Genomic DNA, 17,316 nt, shown 5'->3' with positions numbered 1-17,316 from the left:
ATTAAAGACTCCAGTTTTCCAGATAATCGGCAATGCGGCGGAGGAAAGCACCTCCCAGGGCACCGTTGATAAGACGGTGGTCGTATGACAGGGACAGGTACATTTTATGCCGGATTCCGATGGTGTCGCCTTCCGGTGTTTCGATGACCGCCGGCTTTTTCTCTATATAACCGACTCCCAGGATAGCAACCTGGGGCTGGTTGATGATTGGTGTAGCGAACAGGTTCTTGAATGTTCCGAAGTTCGTGATTGTGAAAGTGCCTCCCTGAATGTCGTCCGGCGCGAGTTTGTTGTCGCGTGCCTTGTTTGCCAGAGTGTCTATGGCGACAGCCAGGCCGTTCAGGTTCAGCTTGTCGGCGTCGCGAACAACCGGGACAATCAGATTCCCGTCATCCAGCGAGACTGCGATTCCTACATTGATATGTTTCTTCAGAATGATTTGGTAGCCGTTGACGGAGGCGTTTACCTGGGGAAATTCGGACAAGGCTTTTGCTGTTGCCTCCGTAATGGCCGGCATATAGGTCAGGCTGATGCCTTCCCGTTTCCGGAATGCCTCCTTGTTGCGTGAGCGCCATTGAACCAGTTTGGTAACATCCACTTCCACGACAGTTGTCACATGGGGCGATACGTTCTTCGACATAACCATATGGTCGGCGATAATCTTGCCTACACGGTCCATTTCCATCACCTTGTCTTCGCTGCCGGCTGATACCGGGGCGTAAGATATTACTTGTGAAGCGGGAGTGGAAGATGCCGGACTTGTCTGTGCCGGTTTGGCCTGTGAAGCCGGAGCCGGTTTGCTTTCAGTTACAGTCTGTGAAGCTGGTTGGGATTGCGTTTTCGTTGTCGCATCTTTCTTTCCCGAGAGATAATCTTTCATGTCTTTTTTACTCAGGCGCCCCATATAGCCGGTTCCGGGAATCCGGTCCAGTTCATCCTGCGACAGATTAGCGTCGCGGGCCATCTGAAGTACGACGGGTGAATACCATCTTTCGTCTTCTTTAGCGGCCTGTGCTTTAGGGACGGGAGCGGTAGAGGGAATGTTCTTGTCGTTTGCCGGTGTTTCAGCAGATTCTTTTTCGGGAATGGTCGTATGACCAGCTGTATCATTATCCGTATCATCTTCCGAGCCTTCGAGTCCGATGATGGCAACGGTTGTGCCTACCGCAACGGTATCGCCTTCCTGGAATAATATATCAAGGACTTTCCCGGCAACGGGAGAGGGGATTTCCGCGCTGACTTTGGCTGTACTTACTTCAAAGAGTACGTCGTCCTCATTGATAGAGTCGCCGGTTTTTACAGACCAGGAGATAATCGTTCCTTCTGTAATGCTTTCGCCCAGTTTGGGCATTTTTATTTCAAATGTAGCCATAATATAATTAACTTTTATCTTTTTGTTTACCGCCGGATGAATAAATCAAACGGACGTGTCCGGGTTTATTCTATTGTTTTAATGGAACAAGGAAGGGAGGGTGAAAGTTCTATATTACAGGGTGTAAGTATTGAAAATCCAGTTTACGTCAGCATATTTTTTATTCCTTAACAACCGGATTTCTTCCAGGTCGTGGCAGGTGAATTCGTATGGGGCGCTGGAGGTGTTTTCGTTGGAGAAATAATCGGATAAAGATTGTTTGAATGCGTCGATAGAAACGGAAACAGGCAGCTTGTCTGACAGGTTGGTTACCGGACTTTTTACTGATGGAACGTAATAAGGATGTGCCGTAACTTCCCCGCCGGTATATTCGGGAGAAGGCTGGAGTGCCCGGTTGAGTATCTCCAGGTCTGTGGAGAAAAGGAGCGTGGCATGATGCAGCATTCTCCGTTTGTGGATAGCTTGCGCGCTGCCGGAAATTTTCAGGCCGTCGATTGTCAGCCCCTGCCTTTCGTCGGAACGGGCATGTAGTCCGTAATGTTCCAGAAAGCGGATAATACTTTCGGTGAATACGGAAGAACGTATCTGATTGCTGTTTTCGATGAAAGTAAGATTCAGGTTTCCCATATCGTGATAAACGGCACCACCACCGGAATAACGGCGTGCCAACCTGATTCGTTTTTGCCGGGCATATTCGATATCCGTTTCTGCCCGGATATTCTGGTATTTGCCGATAACGACAGCCGGTTCATTCTGCCACAACATGAAGATATCTTCTGAGAAATTCTTTAAAAGGTATTCTTCTGCGGCAAGATTGAACCAGGCGTCTGTATGGGTGTTATGAATGCAAAGCATTATAAATATAAGCTTTCGTGGATGACTTCCCCGACTGTCGGGTGGGGGAAGATGTTCTTTTTGAATTCTTCGGTGGTAAAGTCGTTCCCGATGGCTATGCCGGCGGCAATAATGATTTCGGAAGCCGGATTTCCCAGAAGATGGCAACCGATAATACGGTCGTCGGTATCCGTTATTAGTTTGCACAGTCCGGCGAACGATTCGTTTTCGGCCATAAAGCGTCCGGAGTAGGTCATCGGTATCTTTACTACATTATATATAATACCGGCAGCCTGTAATTCCTCTTCCGTCTTTCCTACGCCGGCAACTTCCGGGTTGGTGTAGACCACGGCCGGGACAGCCTTATAGCTCATCCGGTCATCGTGTCCCAGTAAGTGGTTGATGGCAACTTCCGCTTCCCGGTATGCTGTATGGGCCAGCATGGAAAAGCCGGTGATGTCCCCACAGGCATAGACGTTGGGGTGGGAGGTTTGCATGTATTCGTTTACCTTTATGCCGTTTCGGAGAAGTTCGATGCCCAGCGTTTCGATGCCCAGGTTTTTCGTGTTGGCTTTTCGTCCGACACTGACCAGTATCTTGTCGGCTTCGATTGTCTCAGTCTTTCCGTCCTTTTCCACAATCACGCTGTCGGGTGTGACTTCGATGACTTTAGTTTCAAGAAAGAATTCGACGCCCTTTTTGGTATATTCGGACCGCAGCATTGCAGATATCTCCTTATCCATCGCACCGAGTATCTCGGGCATCATCTCGATAATCTTCACTTTAACTCCCATGCTGTTGAAGAAAGAGGCGAATTCGATTCCGATTACTCCGCCGCCGATAATAGCAATCGACCGGGGAAGTTCTTTCACATCCAGTGCTTCTTTCGAAGTCCAGTAAGCAATCTCCGACAATCCTTTTATCGGTGGAATGACGGTTTCCGAACCGGTACAGAGCAAAATATTCTTTACCGCAAAAACTTCCTCGCCGCACTGAATCAATATATATCCGTCTTCCTCTCCCCGGATTACAGCTTCTCCCTGTATGATTGTCACGCCGTTGCCGTTCAGCTTGGCTTTGACACCCAGTGTCAGTTTTTTGACGGTCTTGTTTTTACGTGCGATAATTTTGCCCAAGTCGAAGCCTGGGGCATTGTCTGCCTGGATTCCGTATTTGGCGGCGCTCTTTATATTATCCAGTATTTTGGCTGAATATAATAATGTCTTAGTCGGAATACACCCTTCGTTCAGGCAAACCCCGCCAATGGCATTCTTCTCAAAGAGGATTGTTTTTAATCCATTTTCGGCGGCCCGTTCACCGGCTGTATAGCCGGCCGGTCCTCCTCCGATAATGGCTATGTCATATTTCATAACCTGCAAATTAAATTATTCAAAAGTAAAGAAACGTTCCTGGATGGGATTGAATTCTTTTTCTCCCGGTTCTTTGGTCGGCGTTCCGAACGGCATTTGTGCGATAAGCTTCCAGTTCGGATTGAGTTTCCATTCATTTTGCACCTTTTCATCGATTAAAGGATTGTAATGTTGAAGGGAAGCACCTAAACCGGCATCTTCCAGCATCGTCCAGATAGCGAACTGGTGCATGGCAGAAGTCTGTTGCGACCAGACAGGGAAATTATCCTTGTAGCTGGGAAATGCTTTCTGCAAATTTTCAACCACTTCCATATCTTCAAAGAACAAGACGGTGCCATATCCACAATCGAAACTGGTATTTATTTTGGCAAGTGTCTTTTCAAAAGCTTCTGCCGGAACGATAGCTTTCAATGCTTCTTTGGTGATGTCCCAGAACTTCTTATGATTTTTGCCCAAAAGAAGAACGATTCGTGTCGACTGCGAGTTGAAGGCAGAAGGTACGTTTTTCACTGCGAATGCGATGAGTTCTTTAATCTCATGGTCCGAAATAGGAGAGCTGTTGGTGATGTTATAGTAGGTTCTCCTGTGTTCTACTGCTTCCTTAAAGTTTCTAGTCATAATTTTTACGTAAGTATTTATGTTTATTATTATTACTAAAACCAATAAAGTTGTATTTTTGTTGTACGGAAGTCTGTATGTATTTATAAGTGAAATTTATTGGCGTTTTGTGTGGAATAATCAAAAATAATTTTTACCTTTGCGCCCTGTAAAGAGAGAAACTCTATTAGAATCTTCGTTCTGATCATGATGCTAGTTCGGAAAGGGAAGACAGATAGCAGGAGTTGTAATTAATTTATTGCGTTAATAAAAAAAGAAGATAGCAATGTCTAAAATTTGTCAAATTACCGGAAAGAAAGCAATGGTTGGCAACAACGTTTCTCACTCTAAGAGAAGAACGAAACGTAAGTTTGATGTTAACCTGTTTACTAAAAAGTTCTACTGGGTAGAACAGGATTGTTGGGTTAGCCTGAATATTTCAGCCGCAGGCTTGCGTACTATCAATAAGCTGGGCTTAGATGCAGCAATTAAAAAAGCAGCTGAAAAAGGTTATTTAAACGCTTAATTTGGAGGAAAATAAGAAATGGCAAAGAAAGCAAAAGGTAACAGAGTTCAGGTAATCATGGAATGTACTGAACACAAAGAAAGTGGTATGCCGGGTACATCCAGATACATCACTACTAAGAATAGAAAAAATACTACTCAGAGATTGGAATTGATGAAATACAACCCGATCCTGAAGAAGATGACTTTACACAAAGAAATTAAGTAATAGGAGATTTTAAACGATGGCAAAAAAAGCAGTTGCAACATTTAAGAAAGGTGACGGTCGTACTTACTCAAAAGTAATTAAGATGGTTAAGTCTCCGAAGACTGGTGCTTACATCTTCCAGGAAGAAATGATTCCTAATGAAGCTGTAAAAGATTATTTCGCGAAATAATCTTTCCTAATAAAGATATAGAAAAGAGGTTCTTCGATATGAAGGGCCTCTTTTTTTGTTCTTTCCTTTCTGCTGAAAAGAACATATAAAGATTGCCTCACTAATCAAATATTTTTTTACTTTTGTATGGGCGTTTGCGATATGCCCTGACTATATTGTCAAATAATAAAATTAATAATATAAACAATTAAGAACCATGAGATTTGATGTATCCAGCACTGCGCTGTTATCCCGTTTGCAGTCTATCAGCAAAGTTATTGCGTCTAAGAACTCTTTACCGATCCTCGACAGCTTCCTGTTCGACCTTGATGGTAATAAACTGACTATAACAGCTTCGGATGCTGAAACACGTCTGGTTACTTCTGTTGAGGTGATGAATTCAAAAGGTACCGGACTTTTCGCTGTTTCTGCCAAGATCCTGCTCGATCCGTTGAAGGAACTGCCGGAACAACCGCTTACTTTTGATATCAATGACGAAAACCTGGAAATCTTTATCCATTTCCAGAACGGTAAATATAATTTTATCGGACAGAAAGGGGATACTTATCCGCTCCAAAAGCCGTTGAATGATAATGCAATTGCAATCATTGTGGATTCACAAATGTTGCTGAACGGCATCAGCCGCTCGCTTTTTGCAACTGCCGACGACGAACTTCGTCCGGTGATGAACGGTATCTATTTTGATATCCATACAGACGATTTGACGTTTGTCGCATCAGACGGACATAAGCTGGTTCGTTTGCGTAACCTTTCAGTGAAATCACCGGAAAGGGCTTCTTTCATTTTGCCTAAAAAGCCGGCTAACCTACTGAAGAACCTGCTGGGTAAGGAAACAGAAATGGTTAATATCAAGTTTGACGATAACAATGCTTATGTGAACTGTGCGAACTTTGAAATGGTTTGTCGTCTGATCGAAGGTCGTTATCCGAATTATAACAGCGTTATCCCACAGGAAAATCCGTTTAAGGTTACTATCGACCGCATCTCTTTCCTGAATGCATTGAAACGTGTATCTGTTTTCTCTAATCCGGCAAGCAGCCTGGTTAAATTGCAGTTGAAGGAAAGTGAAATGGTGGTTTCCGCACAGGATATCGACTTCTCCACTTCTGCTGAAGAAAAGATTGTTTGCCAGTTTGACGGAACAGAATTGAACATCGGTTTCAAGGCAACTTACCTTATTGAAATATTAAGTAACATCAATTCGGAAGAAGTAATTCTCGAATTGGCAGATCCCTCACGTGCCGGCTTAATTGTTCCTGCTGAAAACGAAGAGAATGAGGACCAGCTGATGCTGCTTATGCCAATGATGTTGAATGACTAATAAATAAGAAATGCAATTAAACCTGAAAAACCCGATAGTCTTTTTCGACTTGGAGACTACGGGTATAAATATAGTAAAAGACCGTATCGTTGAAATTTCTTTTGTAAAAGTTCACCCTAACGGCAAGGAAGAATCAAAGACGAGACGGATCAATCCGGAAATGCCCATTCCACCGGAGTCGACAGCGATTCATGGTATTACGGACGAAGATGTAAAAGATTGCCCGACCTTTAAAGAAATAGCCAAATCGCTGGCAGCACAGATTGAAGGCTGTGACCTGGCCGGATATAACTCCAACCGTTTTGATATCCCTCTACTGGCAGAAGAATTCCTTCGTGCCGGAGTAGATATTGATTTGAACAAACGTAAATTTGTCGATGTGCAGACCATTTTTCATAAGATGGAGCAACGTACATTATCTGCAGCCTATAAGTTTTATTGTGACAAAAGCCTCGAAAATGCTCACACGGCAGAGGCCGATACAATGGCGACTTATGAGATTCTGAAAGCTCAGTTAGACCGTTATCCGGACGATTTGCAGAATGATATTGACTTCTTATCCAAATATTCCAGTTTTACCAACAATGTTGATTTTGCCGGCCGCATGATCTACAATGAAGATGGCAAAGAAGTCATTAACTTTGGTAAATACAAAGGAAAGTTGGTGGAAGAAGTTCTGAAAACAGACCCCGGATATTATTCCTGGATTATGAATGGAGACTTCCCGCTGAATACGAAGAAGATTCTTACCGAAATCAAATTGAGAGGTTTTAATTCGAAATAACGCAATGAATAATTTTGAGTTTGCTAATCCTGTAAAAGTTGTATTCGGGAAAGGTACAATTGCACGTTTATCCGCCTTGATTCCTGCCGGAAGTAGAGTGTTAATGGTCTATGGAGGCGGAAGTATTAAGAAAAACGGAATCTATGACCAGGTGACAAATGCATTGAATGGTTTTGAAGTAACTGAATTTTCAGGAATCGAAGCCAATCCGCATTATGAAACCTGCATGAAGGCCGTTGATGTCGTTAAAAAGAAAAATATTGATTTTCTGCTGGCAGTAGGAGGCGGTTCGGTTATAGATGCCACCAAGTTCATTGCCGCAGCTTATTATTATGAAGGCGAACCCTGGGATATTTTATCCAAAGGTGGTGTGATTAAGAAGGCATTGCCACTGGGTGTCGTATTGACATTATCGGCTACCGGTTCCGAAATGAACGAGCGTTCTGTTATTTCACGCGCCGAAACCCGTGAGAAACTGAATTTTGCATCTCCGTTGGTATTTCCGCAGTTTGCAATACTTGATCCGGAAGTAACTTATTCATTACCGGCGAGACAGGTTGCCAATGGTGTTGTCGACTCATTTATTCATGTCGTAGAACAATATCTTACTTATCCGGTTAATGCCAAGGTACAGGATGCTTTCTCCGAGGGACTGATGAAAGTGATTTATGAGGAGGGGCTCAAGGTGTTGGATAATCCGCATGATTATGATATCCGTGCCAATCTGATGTGGGCAGCTACCAATGCTTTGAACGTATGGATCGGACAAGGGGTTCCTCAGGATTGGTCGTCTCACCGTATGGGATATGCACTGACTGCCCAATTCGGCCTGGACCATGCACAGACGTTGGCAATACTTTTGCCGGGCGTTATGACATATATGTTTAAGGAGAAACAGGTAAAACTGGCCCGTATGGGTGAAGTTGTTTTCGGTATAACCGGCGGAACGGAAGAAGAACGTGCCCGTCGAACAATCACGGCCTGCGAAGATTTCTTCCGCCGGATGGGGTTGAAGACCCGTTTGAGTGAATGTGGCATTACAGAAAACGACCTGGATGCATTGGCTGCTCCGGTGGATAGACAAGGCTGGCATCTGGGTGAACATCACAATATTGACAGTAAAGTAACGCGCGATATCCTGTTGTTGCGTTTATAAGGAAAAAGATACATCCGGGAGGAAAATTAATTCCATCCGGGAGAAAACCAAATTTCTTCCGGATGAAACTAAAATCCCTTTCAGATGAATATTTATTTGAATGAATAAGAATGATGCTGAAAGGTAAACATATCATATTAGGAATTACAGGAAGTATAGCTGCTTACAAAGCTGCTTATATTATCCGTGCATTGGTAAAGAAAGGTGCCGAGGTACAGGTTGTAATAACACCTGCTGGGAAAGAATTTATTACACCGATAACACTCTCTGCCTTAAGTAGTAATCCCGTTATCAGTGAGTTTTTCTCTAACCGCGACGGTTCATGGCACAGTCATGTCGATTTGGGGCTGTGGGCAGATGCCATGCTGATTGCTCCGGCAACAGCGTCGACAATCGGCAAGATGGCTAACGGAATAGCCGATAACATGTTGGTGACAACTTACCTGTCTTGCAAAGCGCCCGTTTTCATCGCTCCGGCAATGGACCTGGATATGTTTGCCCATCCTTCTACACAACAGAATCTGGACCGTCTCCGTTCATTCGGAAACCATATCATCGAACCAGCTGAAGGTGAATTGGCGAGCCATCTGGTAGGTAAAGGCAGGATGGAGGAACCGGACAAGATTATAGCAGTTCTGGAAGAGTTTTTCGCTTCCCGCACCGTCCTTGAAAAAAAAAAGATTGTAATAACAGCCGGTCCGACGTACGAAAAGATTGATCCCGTACGTTTTATAGGTAACTATTCTTCCGGGAAGATGGGATTTGCACTGGCAGAGGTCTCTGCACAGCAAGGGGCCGAAGTTACATTGATAGCCGGCCCGGTATCGTTGACGACCACGCATCCGAATATACAACGGATTGATGTGGAATCTGCCGAAGAAATGTATCAGGCGGCCATGACGGCTTTTCCCGGAGCGGATGCCGGTATATTATGTGCGGCTGTAGCCGATTATCGTCCGGAGATACAGGCAGGCGAAAAGATCAAACGCGAAAGCAAAGGGGAAATGATGCTTCACCTGATTCCGAACAAAGATATTGCTGCCTCTTTAGGGGCAATCAAACGGGAAGGACAGGTTTTGGTCGGTTTTGCTTTGGAGACAAACAACGAAGCAACGAATGCCGAAAGTAAACTGAAGCGGAAAAATCTCGATTTCATCGTGTTGAATTCGCTTCGTGACGCAGGCGCTGGTTTCCGTTGCGATACCAATAAGATATCCATTATCGACCGTCAGGGAGAAACAACCGGTTATCCGTTGAAATCAAAACAAGGGGTAGCTGTTGATATCGTAAACAAGTTGGCAACATTATTGAAATGAAAATGATTAAAAGACTGTTATTCCTGTTCCTGTTGGGAACTACATCCTTTATCGGTTATGCGCAAGATAGAGCAAACGAGTTTAATGCCCAGGTCAAAATCAACAGTGATAAGATCCAGGGGACTAATAAGCAGGTATATACTACTTTGCAGGACGCTTTGACGCAGTTTATCAATACCCGGAAATGGACGGATGCAACCTTTGGCATCAACGAACGGATTGACTGTACTTTTAATATCATTATCAACGAGGCTACCGATAACAGTTATAAGGCTGAATTGCAGATTCAGGCCAGTCGTCCGGTGTACAACTCAAGTTATGTAACGACTTTGCTGAATTTCCGTGATACACAATTAGACTTTGATTACACAGAGTTCGAACAGTTGGAATATACGGAGAATACGTTAAACAGTAACCTGATCGCTACTGTTGTTTTCTATTTATATACGATTCTGGGACTCGATTTCGATAGCTTTTCACCTAGAGGCGGAACAGCTTTTTTCCAACAAGCGCAACAGGTTGTCACTTTGGCACAGTCTCAAATGTCGTGGAACGGTTGGAAAGCCTTTGACAGTGACCGTAACCGACATGCAATAGCAACAGCATTGAATGAAAATGCTTCGGAAGGATATCGTGACATGTGGTACAATTACCATCGGAAAGGACTCGATGAAATGGCTGCTAATGTGGATCGCGGACGTACTACGATCTTGTCTTTATTGCCGACATTGGAGGAATTGAAGAAAACCCGTCCGACATCTGTCCTGTTACAAATGTTTGCCGATTCCAAATTGGATGAAGTTGTTGCCATATATTCCAAAGCGACAACGACCGAAAAGCAGGAAGGATACAAAATGCTTTCCAACCTGTATCCGGCAATGACAACTCGTTTGGAGCCACTTAAAAAGTAAAAGAGAATTATGCTGAGATCTTTATTCATACAGAATTTTGTCTTAATAGATAGTCTGGATATTCAGTTTGATAACGGCTTTTCGGTGATAACTGGTGAAACGGGAGCCGGGAAGTCTATTATTTTAGGGGCTTTGTCGTTGGTATTGGGCCAACGGGCCGACGGGAAAAGTATCAAGAACGGTTCGGATAAATGTGTGATCGAAGCAACATTTGATGTTTCCAAATATCAACTGGAAGAATTTTTTCATGTGAATGATCTGGAGTATGATCCGGAAATATGTATTCTTCGCAGGGAACTGTTTGCATCCGGCAAGTCGCGTGCTTTCGTCAACGATTCACCTGTGCCGCTTATCGTCATGAAGGAACTGGGAAGCCGACTGATCGATATACATTCGCAACATCAGAACCTGTTGCTCGGAGATAACCGTTTCCAGATGAAGGTAATCGATGTAATGGCGGAAAACGAAATCCTTCTGATCCTGTATCGAAAAGAATACCAGCGTTATCTCTCTTTGAAACGGGAGTTGAAAGATTTGACGGAGAAGGCTGATCAGAACCGGCAGGAAGAGGATTATATCCGTTTCCAACTGGAGCAACTGACGGATGCTCATCTGGTTGCCGGTGAACAGGAAGAACTGGAGCAGGAGTTGGAGACATTGTCGCATGCCGAAGATATTAAAGGATCCTTATATAAAATAACCGAATTGCTGAACGGTGAAGAACAGGGAAGCGTGCAGCTTATCAAAGAGGCCCTTTCGACCGCCGATTCGTTGGAAAGGTTTTATCCGAAAGCCAGGGAGATTGCCGAACGTCTGCGTTCTGCCTATATTGATCTGAACGATCTGGCCTCAGAAACCGATGTTCTCAAAGAAGATGTCGAGTTCAATCCTGAACGTCTCGAATGGGTGAACGAACGCCTGAACACTTTGTACACATTGGAACAGAAACACCGGGTTCCGACTGTGGAAGAATTGATTGCCATTCAGGATAAATATACGGAACAGCTACATGATATAGACTCTTTCGACGAGCAGATCGAGGGGATAAAAGCCCAGTTGGAAATATCATATCAGGAGTTACTTCAGCAGGCTGCTGTTTTGAGTGAGCAACGTAAGATCGCTTCCAAAGCTATTGCCTCTCAACTGGTAAAAATGGTTATTCCGCTGGGGATGCCGAATGTGAGGTTTGCCGTAGACTTTGTGGCTCGTCCGGAGCCGGAAAGCGATGGAATGGACGATATTCGTTTCCTTTTCTCTGCCAATAAGAGTGGCGAACTGCAACCGGTTGCCCAAACTGCTTCCGGTGGTGAAATATCCCGTCTTATGTTATGCATCAAGGCAATGATTGCCGGCTTCACAGCTCTTCCCGCTATTATTTTTGATGAAGTGGATACAGGAGTTTCCGGTGATATCGCCGATAAAATGGGGGATATTATGCAGGATCTGGGTACAAAGATGCAAGTGATAACCATTACCCATTTGCCACAGATTGCTGCGAAAGGTAAAGATCATTTCTTTGTCTATAAGGAAGATACAACGGAACGTACGATAACCCGCATTAAGAAATTGAATAAAGAAGAACGTGTTAAAGAGGTTGCCCGCATGTTGAGCGGTGCGTCACTAACCGGTGCTTCAATAGCCAATGCAAAAGAGTTATTGAAAACCAAACGTTGATTATGTCTGTTAAACCTTTTCTTCTCAGAACGGTCATAGATGTAATTACTAACTAAAAATGAACAGTCATGAAACGGATTAGCTTTATATGTTTGTTGATTTTATTGTGCAGTTTGCCGGGACAAGCTCAGTTTTGGATCAGTTTTGGTTGGAATGAGCCACATTGCCAGAGTTGTCTCTGGATGGAACAGGCCATGCGTCTGAATGGAAGACAAGCTGCCGATTATCATAATATCGTACATAAGTACGGTCAGAGAATAGAAAAGGAAGCCCGTAAGCATTACCGCTATTGGGATCAGTCTGCCAAGAAGATTTTTAATCTGCGTATGGAACGTGACCGTAAGTTACAACGAGTTCTTTCCCCTTCGCAGTTCCGTCTGTATGTTCATTTTGTTCGCGAACGTCCGCAGCGTATCCATGATTATCAGGGATGGTATAATAACCCCCACTATCCGAATTATCGTCCCTCCGATATTTGCTGGCGTTATGAAGATCATTACTGGCATAATCAATGGGAATATTCAAACGGACGATGGAATGGGCGTTTTGATGACGGCAAGTGGTATCGGGGTAAATATGATCGTCCCGGTCATCATGATAACGGACAGTGGCGTCCGGACAATCATAATCGTCCCAATAATAACCAGCATTTCAATAAACCGTCCAGACCGGGAAATGATCGTTACGATAAGGACAAAAGACCGGACAACCGGAGAGACCGCGACCATGATAGAGACAGGAAAGACAAAGACAGAAAAGAAAAGGATAAAAAGGAAAAAGACAATAAACGGCAGGAAAGTAAACGCTCTGAAGTTTACCGCAGAAGCTGAAAATTACTGATTGAACTTTCCGGAACATGAGTTTGTTCCTAATATAAAGAATAAACTCATGTTCACGCATTTTCTAAATATTCTGGCTACGGTTATCAGCGTGGTAAGCCTGCTGATCGTTACTTACGGGGCACTGGTCGCTTTTATCTCTTTTCTCGGAAACGAACTCAAGAGATTTACCGGACAATATTCAACAGTCAATATCCGTCGGCTGCGAGCGGAATTAGGTACTTATTTATTATTGGGATTGGAGTTGTTGATCGCTTCAGATATTCTTAAAACCGTCTTGGAGCCCAGTTTGGACGAACTGGCTATCCTTGGCGGTATTGTTGTTTTAAGGACCATCCTTTCCGTTTTTCTGAATAAGGAGATCAAGGAGTTGGATAGTGAAAAGGAGGCCTCATGAACTGTCAGGATTAGGATATGTCGTTAAAAATCGTACTTTTGCATTTCAGTAAAAGTAGACGGATGTTCAGAGTCAATAAGCGGATATTATTATTTATAGCAGGTTGCGTATGGATTATAGCCGGAGTCAATATTCTCCGGATCGGAATTCTTACGTGGATGCATGATGCCCATTACTCGGTGTTAAAGGTGGGAGAAGCAGTTATTGTGTTTCTGTTATTCCTTAATTTTGTGTTTTTACGTTTGTTCAGAAAGCATAGCCGTCGTATTGCCCAAAAAGGAGAAAAGAATTGTCCTTTTTCTTTCTTTGATGCCAAAGGTTGGATTGTAATGTTTTTTATGATCACTTTAGGAGTGGGAATCCGTCATTCCCGTATATTGCCGGACTCTTTTATTTCCGTTTTTTATACAGGTTTGTCATCTGCACTGATTATAACAGGAGTATTATTTCTTATTCAAGGGAAAAAACAGCAATAAAGAAAACTGTTTTGTTTCAAATTAATAGGAATCTGTGATAAAAGTAATGTAAAATATGTTTTTCAATAGTTTATTGCCGATTTTATTATTATATTTGTTACTAAACTTTTGTCGGATAGAAATATGAAAACTTTCTGTTTTTTATTATTGGCCTGTATAACAAATATTTTTGCTTCGTTTACTTTTTTGCGAAGTGAAAAGATTTTATTGCATACCGATCATTCTGATTACAGACAGGGAGATACTATTTCTTTTTCCGGAGCCTTACTGGAAGCGACTACTTTAGAACCCTCAACTTATAGTAAATATGTTTATATAGAATTAATAAACAGGGAAGATTCTGTTTTGTGCCGACAGAAATATAAGTGTGATTCCGCTTGTTTTAAGGGAGAGTTATTTCTGGAAACAGATTTGTCTTCCGGTAATTATTATCTGCGTGCTTATACTCGTTTGATGCAAAATTTTTCTCCAACGGCTTTTACTCTAATAACAATACCGGTCAATAACCTATCGACTACCCGGTATAGCGGTAGCATTCCCAGCCATGTTTATTTTTACCCTGAAGGAGGTCATTTGTTATCCGGCAGTTTGCAAAATGTAGCTTTTGAAGTAAAAGATGAAAATGGATTGCCGGTACAAACAACTGCTTCTCTGTGCAAAGGTTCGTCTGATACGGTTTATTCCAATTTGGTTACAGATAGCTATGGGATCGGTTCTTTTTCTTTTATTCCTGATTCTTCGTCTTTATATTATATTCGGATAGGGTCACATCGTTTTCCTTGTCCGCCTGTAACCTCAGTGCCTGTGTTGCAATTAAATCAGAACAGGGAACGAATTTGTTATAATATACTTTTCTCCGATGATGATGCCGATACCTACTCTTTTATGCTTTTCCACAGGGGAGCGGTCTGTTTGCAACAAAAGATCGATACAGCACATAGAAGTGGTGTTATTCCGTTTACAGATTATACGTCGGGGTTGATAGCCGGTATCTTATTGGACAAAAAGAACCGGGTGGTTTCAGAAACATTAATTTATTATGATTCCTGGCGCAGTTTTGCCAATCAATTTACAACAGAAGAAAAGGCAGCATTACTTAACAGTGATTTGTCCCGACCCATTCCTGATCTGGCACTTTGTATGGACTCAACGAATAAATTGAGGACATATTTGCTAACCAGAAAATGGGGACGCTTTATGTGGCAGGATATATTGCAGGATTCTTATGATTATCTTTATAAACCGGAAGATGTATTGGCTTTATCGGGATATGTTGAAACAGAATCCGGTCGCCCTCTTAAAAAAGGACATCTGATTGCCATTAATAATGATAAAGGCTTTACTTATGATGCAGATATTCTAAATGGACGTTTTGTTATCGGTGTTGATGATTTTAAGGAAGGAGAGAGTTTCTTTTTGCAAGCCTATAATGAGAAAGGGAAAAGTTATGATTATAAGATAATAATGGATAATGATACTTTTCCGGGTGTGGTAAATTTGTATAAAGAATTTTCTATGGGCATAAAGGAGCCTGCTTCTTCTGCCTATATTGATTCTTTTTCAATCTACCATCTGCCTTCTATCACTGTTACGGCTCGTATAAAGGAAGACATTCCCTCTACAAAAGAGTTTTATGGCGTAAATTATTTGGGTGAAAAAGAATTTGAAAATCCGTCGTATCCCAACATAATCCCTTACCTGGAACGAATGATCGGATTTGAAATATGTGAGATTCAGCAGGGAGAAGATGAAAAAATGTCTGTAAATGAGAAATATGAGATACGAACGACGCGGGGAGCGGCTTTAATTGGTAATTCAATTACCCGAAATGGGAATACGTTGGTTGTTTTGCTTGACGGATACGTAGTCGATACAACCTGGGCTTTGGAATCTCTGCATCCTGCGGATATTCGTTCTATCGAAAGACTTACGCCGGCACAGGCATTACGGTATACCTCTTTAGGCTTTACCGGAGCGATTCTTATTCGAACAAAAGGCAATGATAAAGTAGAGCCAAAGTCTAAAGGGGTGATATATGCCCCGGGTGGGTTGTCTGATATATAGCTTGTTTTTATCCGCTTGCCATAATCAGATGACTGCTGGTTGATATAATATTCTTATCTTTGCAGTAAAATAAGCATAGATTGTAGTTGTATAGTGGTTATATATTTGCAATTTATATAATAAACTGCTGATAATAAGGAATATGAAGGAAAACGAAATGGTATTCGGCATACGTGCCGTAATCGAGGCTATCCAGGCCGATAAGGAAATAGATAAAATACTTGTTAAGCGCGAGTTGCAGGGAGAACTTTCCCGTGAATTGTTCGAGGTGCTGAAAGGACGTGATATTCCTGTACAGCGTGTACCGGCCGAACGTCTTGACCGCCTGACCCGGAAGAATCATCAGGGAGTGATCGCCTTTATTCCAGCTGTTACTTATCAGCGTCTGGAAGATATTATTCCTTTCGTTTATGAACAGGGAAAGAATCCTTTCATCGTACTTTTGGACGGTATAACCGATGTCCGTAATTTCGGGGCAATTGCCCGTACCTGCGAATGTGCCGGTGTGGATGCCATTGTTATTCCGGCAAAAGGAAGCGTGACGGTGAATGCGGATGCCATCAAAACATCTGCCGGAGCGTTGCATGTATTGCCTGTTTGTAAAGAGAAAAGTATTGAAGAATCCATCCGCTTTTTACAGGCAAGCGGTGTCAAGGTATATGCAGCCAGCGAAAAAGCTTACGAGAACTATACTTCTATCAAATATGACGGTCCGGTTGCTATCGTAATGGGAGCAGAGGATAAAGGAGTTTCTATGGATAACCTGCGAATCTGCGACAGCATGGTGAAAATACCGCAGTTCGGAACGATCGGTTCCCTGAACGTCTCGGTAGCCAGCTCCATCCTGATTTATGAGGTTGTCCGCCAGCGTATGAATGAAGAACAAAACAACTAAAAAGATAAACACAATGAAAAAAGTTATTGCAACAACAAATGCACCGGCCGCCATCGGTCCTTACAGCCAGGCCATACAAGTAGGAAATATGCTTTTCGCTTCCGGACAGCTGGGTATCGATCCGGCAACCGGTAATTTCGTAGAAGGAGCTGTAAAGGAACAGACAGCTCAGGCTTTCAAGAATGTGAAGGCTATCCTGGCAGAAGCCGGTCTTGATATCAGCGACGTAGTCAAAACGACTGTATTTCTTGCTGATATGGGTGATTTCGGAGCGATGAACGAAGTATACGCCTCTCAGTTTGAAGGTGCTTTTCCGGCACGTTCGGCTGTTGCTGTAAAGACTTTGCCGAAGAATGGTTTGGTAGAGATTGAAGTGATCGCTGTAAAGGCTTGATAATCACTGTCAAA

The 17,316-nt window shown here is 43.0% G+C and carries 19 protein-coding genes; 15 read left to right on the top strand and 4 right to left on the bottom strand.

The window, feature by feature from the left end:
- Position 1: 1 nt before the first annotated feature.
- From NBH14_RS20415 to NBH14_RS20400, 4 genes are all read right to left on the bottom strand, one after another.
- Complete coding sequence (locus NBH14_RS20415) at positions 2 to 1,372, bottom strand: dihydrolipoamide acetyltransferase family protein (RefSeq protein ID WP_186960992.1); 1,371 nt, start codon at positions 1,370 to 1,372, stop codon at positions 2 to 4.
- A 114-nt stretch (positions 1,373 to 1,486) separates the two neighbouring features.
- Complete coding sequence (locus tag NBH14_RS20410) at positions 1,487 to 2,227, bottom strand: lipoate--protein ligase family protein (protein ID WP_186960993.1); 741 nt, start codon at positions 2,225 to 2,227, stop codon at positions 1,487 to 1,489.
- Positions 2,227 to 3,576 carry a dihydrolipoyl dehydrogenase gene (gene lpdA, locus NBH14_RS20405; RefSeq protein WP_186960994.1) on the bottom strand — a complete coding sequence of 450 codons (1,350 nt, stop codon included), beginning with the start codon at positions 3,574 to 3,576 and terminating at the stop codon, positions 2,227 to 2,229. The genes NBH14_RS20410 and lpdA overlap by 1 nt, the downstream gene beginning before the upstream one ends.
- Positions 3,577 to 3,591: 15 nt before the next feature.
- Complete coding sequence (locus NBH14_RS20400; RefSeq protein ID WP_186960995.1) at positions 3,592 to 4,194, bottom strand: nitroreductase family protein; 603 nt, start codon at positions 4,192 to 4,194, stop codon at positions 3,592 to 3,594.
- Positions 4,195 to 4,459: 265 nt separating this feature from the next.
- Here NBH14_RS20400 and rpmB point away from each other — a divergent pair, with 265 nt between their 5' ends.
- From rpmB to NBH14_RS20325, 15 genes are all read left to right on the top strand, one after another.
- A complete protein-coding gene (gene rpmB, locus NBH14_RS20395) occupies positions 4,460 to 4,699 on the top strand; it encodes a 50S ribosomal protein L28 (RefSeq protein ID WP_005638129.1) in 240 nt (79 codons plus the stop codon).
- 18 nt (positions 4,700 to 4,717) lie between these two features.
- Positions 4,718 to 4,906 (top strand): 50S ribosomal protein L33, encoded by a 189-nt coding sequence (rpmG, locus tag NBH14_RS20390; RefSeq protein ID WP_007657199.1) that lies wholly within the window; start codon positions 4,718 to 4,720, stop codon positions 4,904 to 4,906.
- A 16-nt stretch (positions 4,907 to 4,922) separates the two neighbouring features.
- Positions 4,923 to 5,075: a DUF4295 domain-containing protein gene (locus NBH14_RS20385; protein WP_005638125.1), complete on the top strand. Its 153-nt coding sequence runs from the start codon at positions 4,923 to 4,925 to the stop codon at positions 5,073 to 5,075.
- 196 nt (positions 5,076 to 5,271) lie between these two features.
- The gene (dnaN, locus tag NBH14_RS20380) at positions 5,272 to 6,396 is read left to right on the top strand and encodes a DNA polymerase III subunit beta (protein ID WP_007657184.1); all 1,125 of its coding nucleotides are present in this window, start codon (positions 5,272 to 5,274) and stop codon (positions 6,394 to 6,396) included.
- Between the two features lie 10 nt (positions 6,397 to 6,406).
- Positions 6,407 to 7,180 carry a 3'-5' exonuclease gene (locus tag NBH14_RS20375; protein WP_007657182.1) on the top strand — a complete coding sequence of 258 codons (774 nt, stop codon included), beginning with the start codon at positions 6,407 to 6,409 and terminating at the stop codon, positions 7,178 to 7,180.
- Between the two features lie 4 nt (positions 7,181 to 7,184).
- On the top strand, positions 7,185 to 8,336 hold the full coding sequence (locus NBH14_RS20370) for an iron-containing alcohol dehydrogenase (protein ID WP_186960996.1): 1,152 nt from the start codon (positions 7,185 to 7,187) through the stop codon (positions 8,334 to 8,336).
- A gap of 113 nt (positions 8,337 to 8,449) precedes the next feature.
- Entirely contained in the window at positions 8,450 to 9,652 is a 1,203-nt protein-coding gene (coaBC, locus tag NBH14_RS20365) for a bifunctional phosphopantothenoylcysteine decarboxylase/phosphopantothenate--cysteine ligase CoaBC (RefSeq protein ID WP_186961010.1), read from the top strand.
- On the top strand, positions 9,649 to 10,563 hold the full coding sequence (porD, locus tag NBH14_RS20360) for a type IX secretion system protein PorD (protein ID WP_046147001.1): 915 nt from the start codon (positions 9,649 to 9,651) through the stop codon (positions 10,561 to 10,563). The genes coaBC and porD overlap by 4 nt, the downstream gene beginning before the upstream one ends.
- A gap of 9 nt (positions 10,564 to 10,572) precedes the next feature.
- Positions 10,573 to 12,237 (top strand): DNA repair protein RecN, encoded by a 1,665-nt coding sequence (gene recN, locus NBH14_RS20355; RefSeq protein ID WP_186960997.1) that lies wholly within the window; start codon positions 10,573 to 10,575, stop codon positions 12,235 to 12,237.
- A gap of 68 nt (positions 12,238 to 12,305) precedes the next feature.
- Positions 12,306 to 13,067, top strand: a complete 762-nt coding sequence (locus tag NBH14_RS20350; protein WP_250817727.1) for a hypothetical protein — start codon at positions 12,306 to 12,308, stop codon at positions 13,065 to 13,067.
- 58 nt (positions 13,068 to 13,125) lie between these two features.
- A complete protein-coding gene (locus tag NBH14_RS20345; protein ID WP_007657176.1) occupies positions 13,126 to 13,473 on the top strand; it encodes a DUF1622 domain-containing protein in 348 nt (115 codons plus the stop codon).
- Between the two features lie 62 nt (positions 13,474 to 13,535).
- A complete protein-coding gene (locus NBH14_RS20340; protein WP_186960999.1) occupies positions 13,536 to 13,949 on the top strand; it encodes a hypothetical protein in 414 nt (137 codons plus the stop codon).
- Positions 13,950 to 14,072: 123 nt separating this feature from the next.
- Positions 14,073 to 16,013, top strand: coding sequence for a hypothetical protein (locus NBH14_RS20335; protein ID WP_186961000.1), 1,941 nt, complete (start codon positions 14,073 to 14,075; stop codon positions 16,011 to 16,013).
- A gap of 142 nt (positions 16,014 to 16,155) precedes the next feature.
- Entirely contained in the window at positions 16,156 to 16,908 is a 753-nt protein-coding gene (gene rlmB / locus NBH14_RS20330) for a 23S rRNA (guanosine(2251)-2'-O)-methyltransferase RlmB (protein ID WP_007656237.1), read from the top strand.
- 13 nt (positions 16,909 to 16,921) lie between these two features.
- The gene (locus NBH14_RS20325) at positions 16,922 to 17,302 is read left to right on the top strand and encodes a RidA family protein (protein WP_122327662.1); all 381 of its coding nucleotides are present in this window, start codon (positions 16,922 to 16,924) and stop codon (positions 17,300 to 17,302) included.
- Positions 17,303 to 17,316 lie beyond the last annotated feature (14 nt).

Origin of the sequence: Parabacteroides caecihominis, assembly GCF_023656785.1 — a bacterium.
GTDB lineage: Bacteria > Bacteroidota > Bacteroidia > Bacteroidales > Tannerellaceae > Parabacteroides > Parabacteroides segnis.
This window is presented reverse-complemented; position numbering and strand designations above follow the sequence as displayed.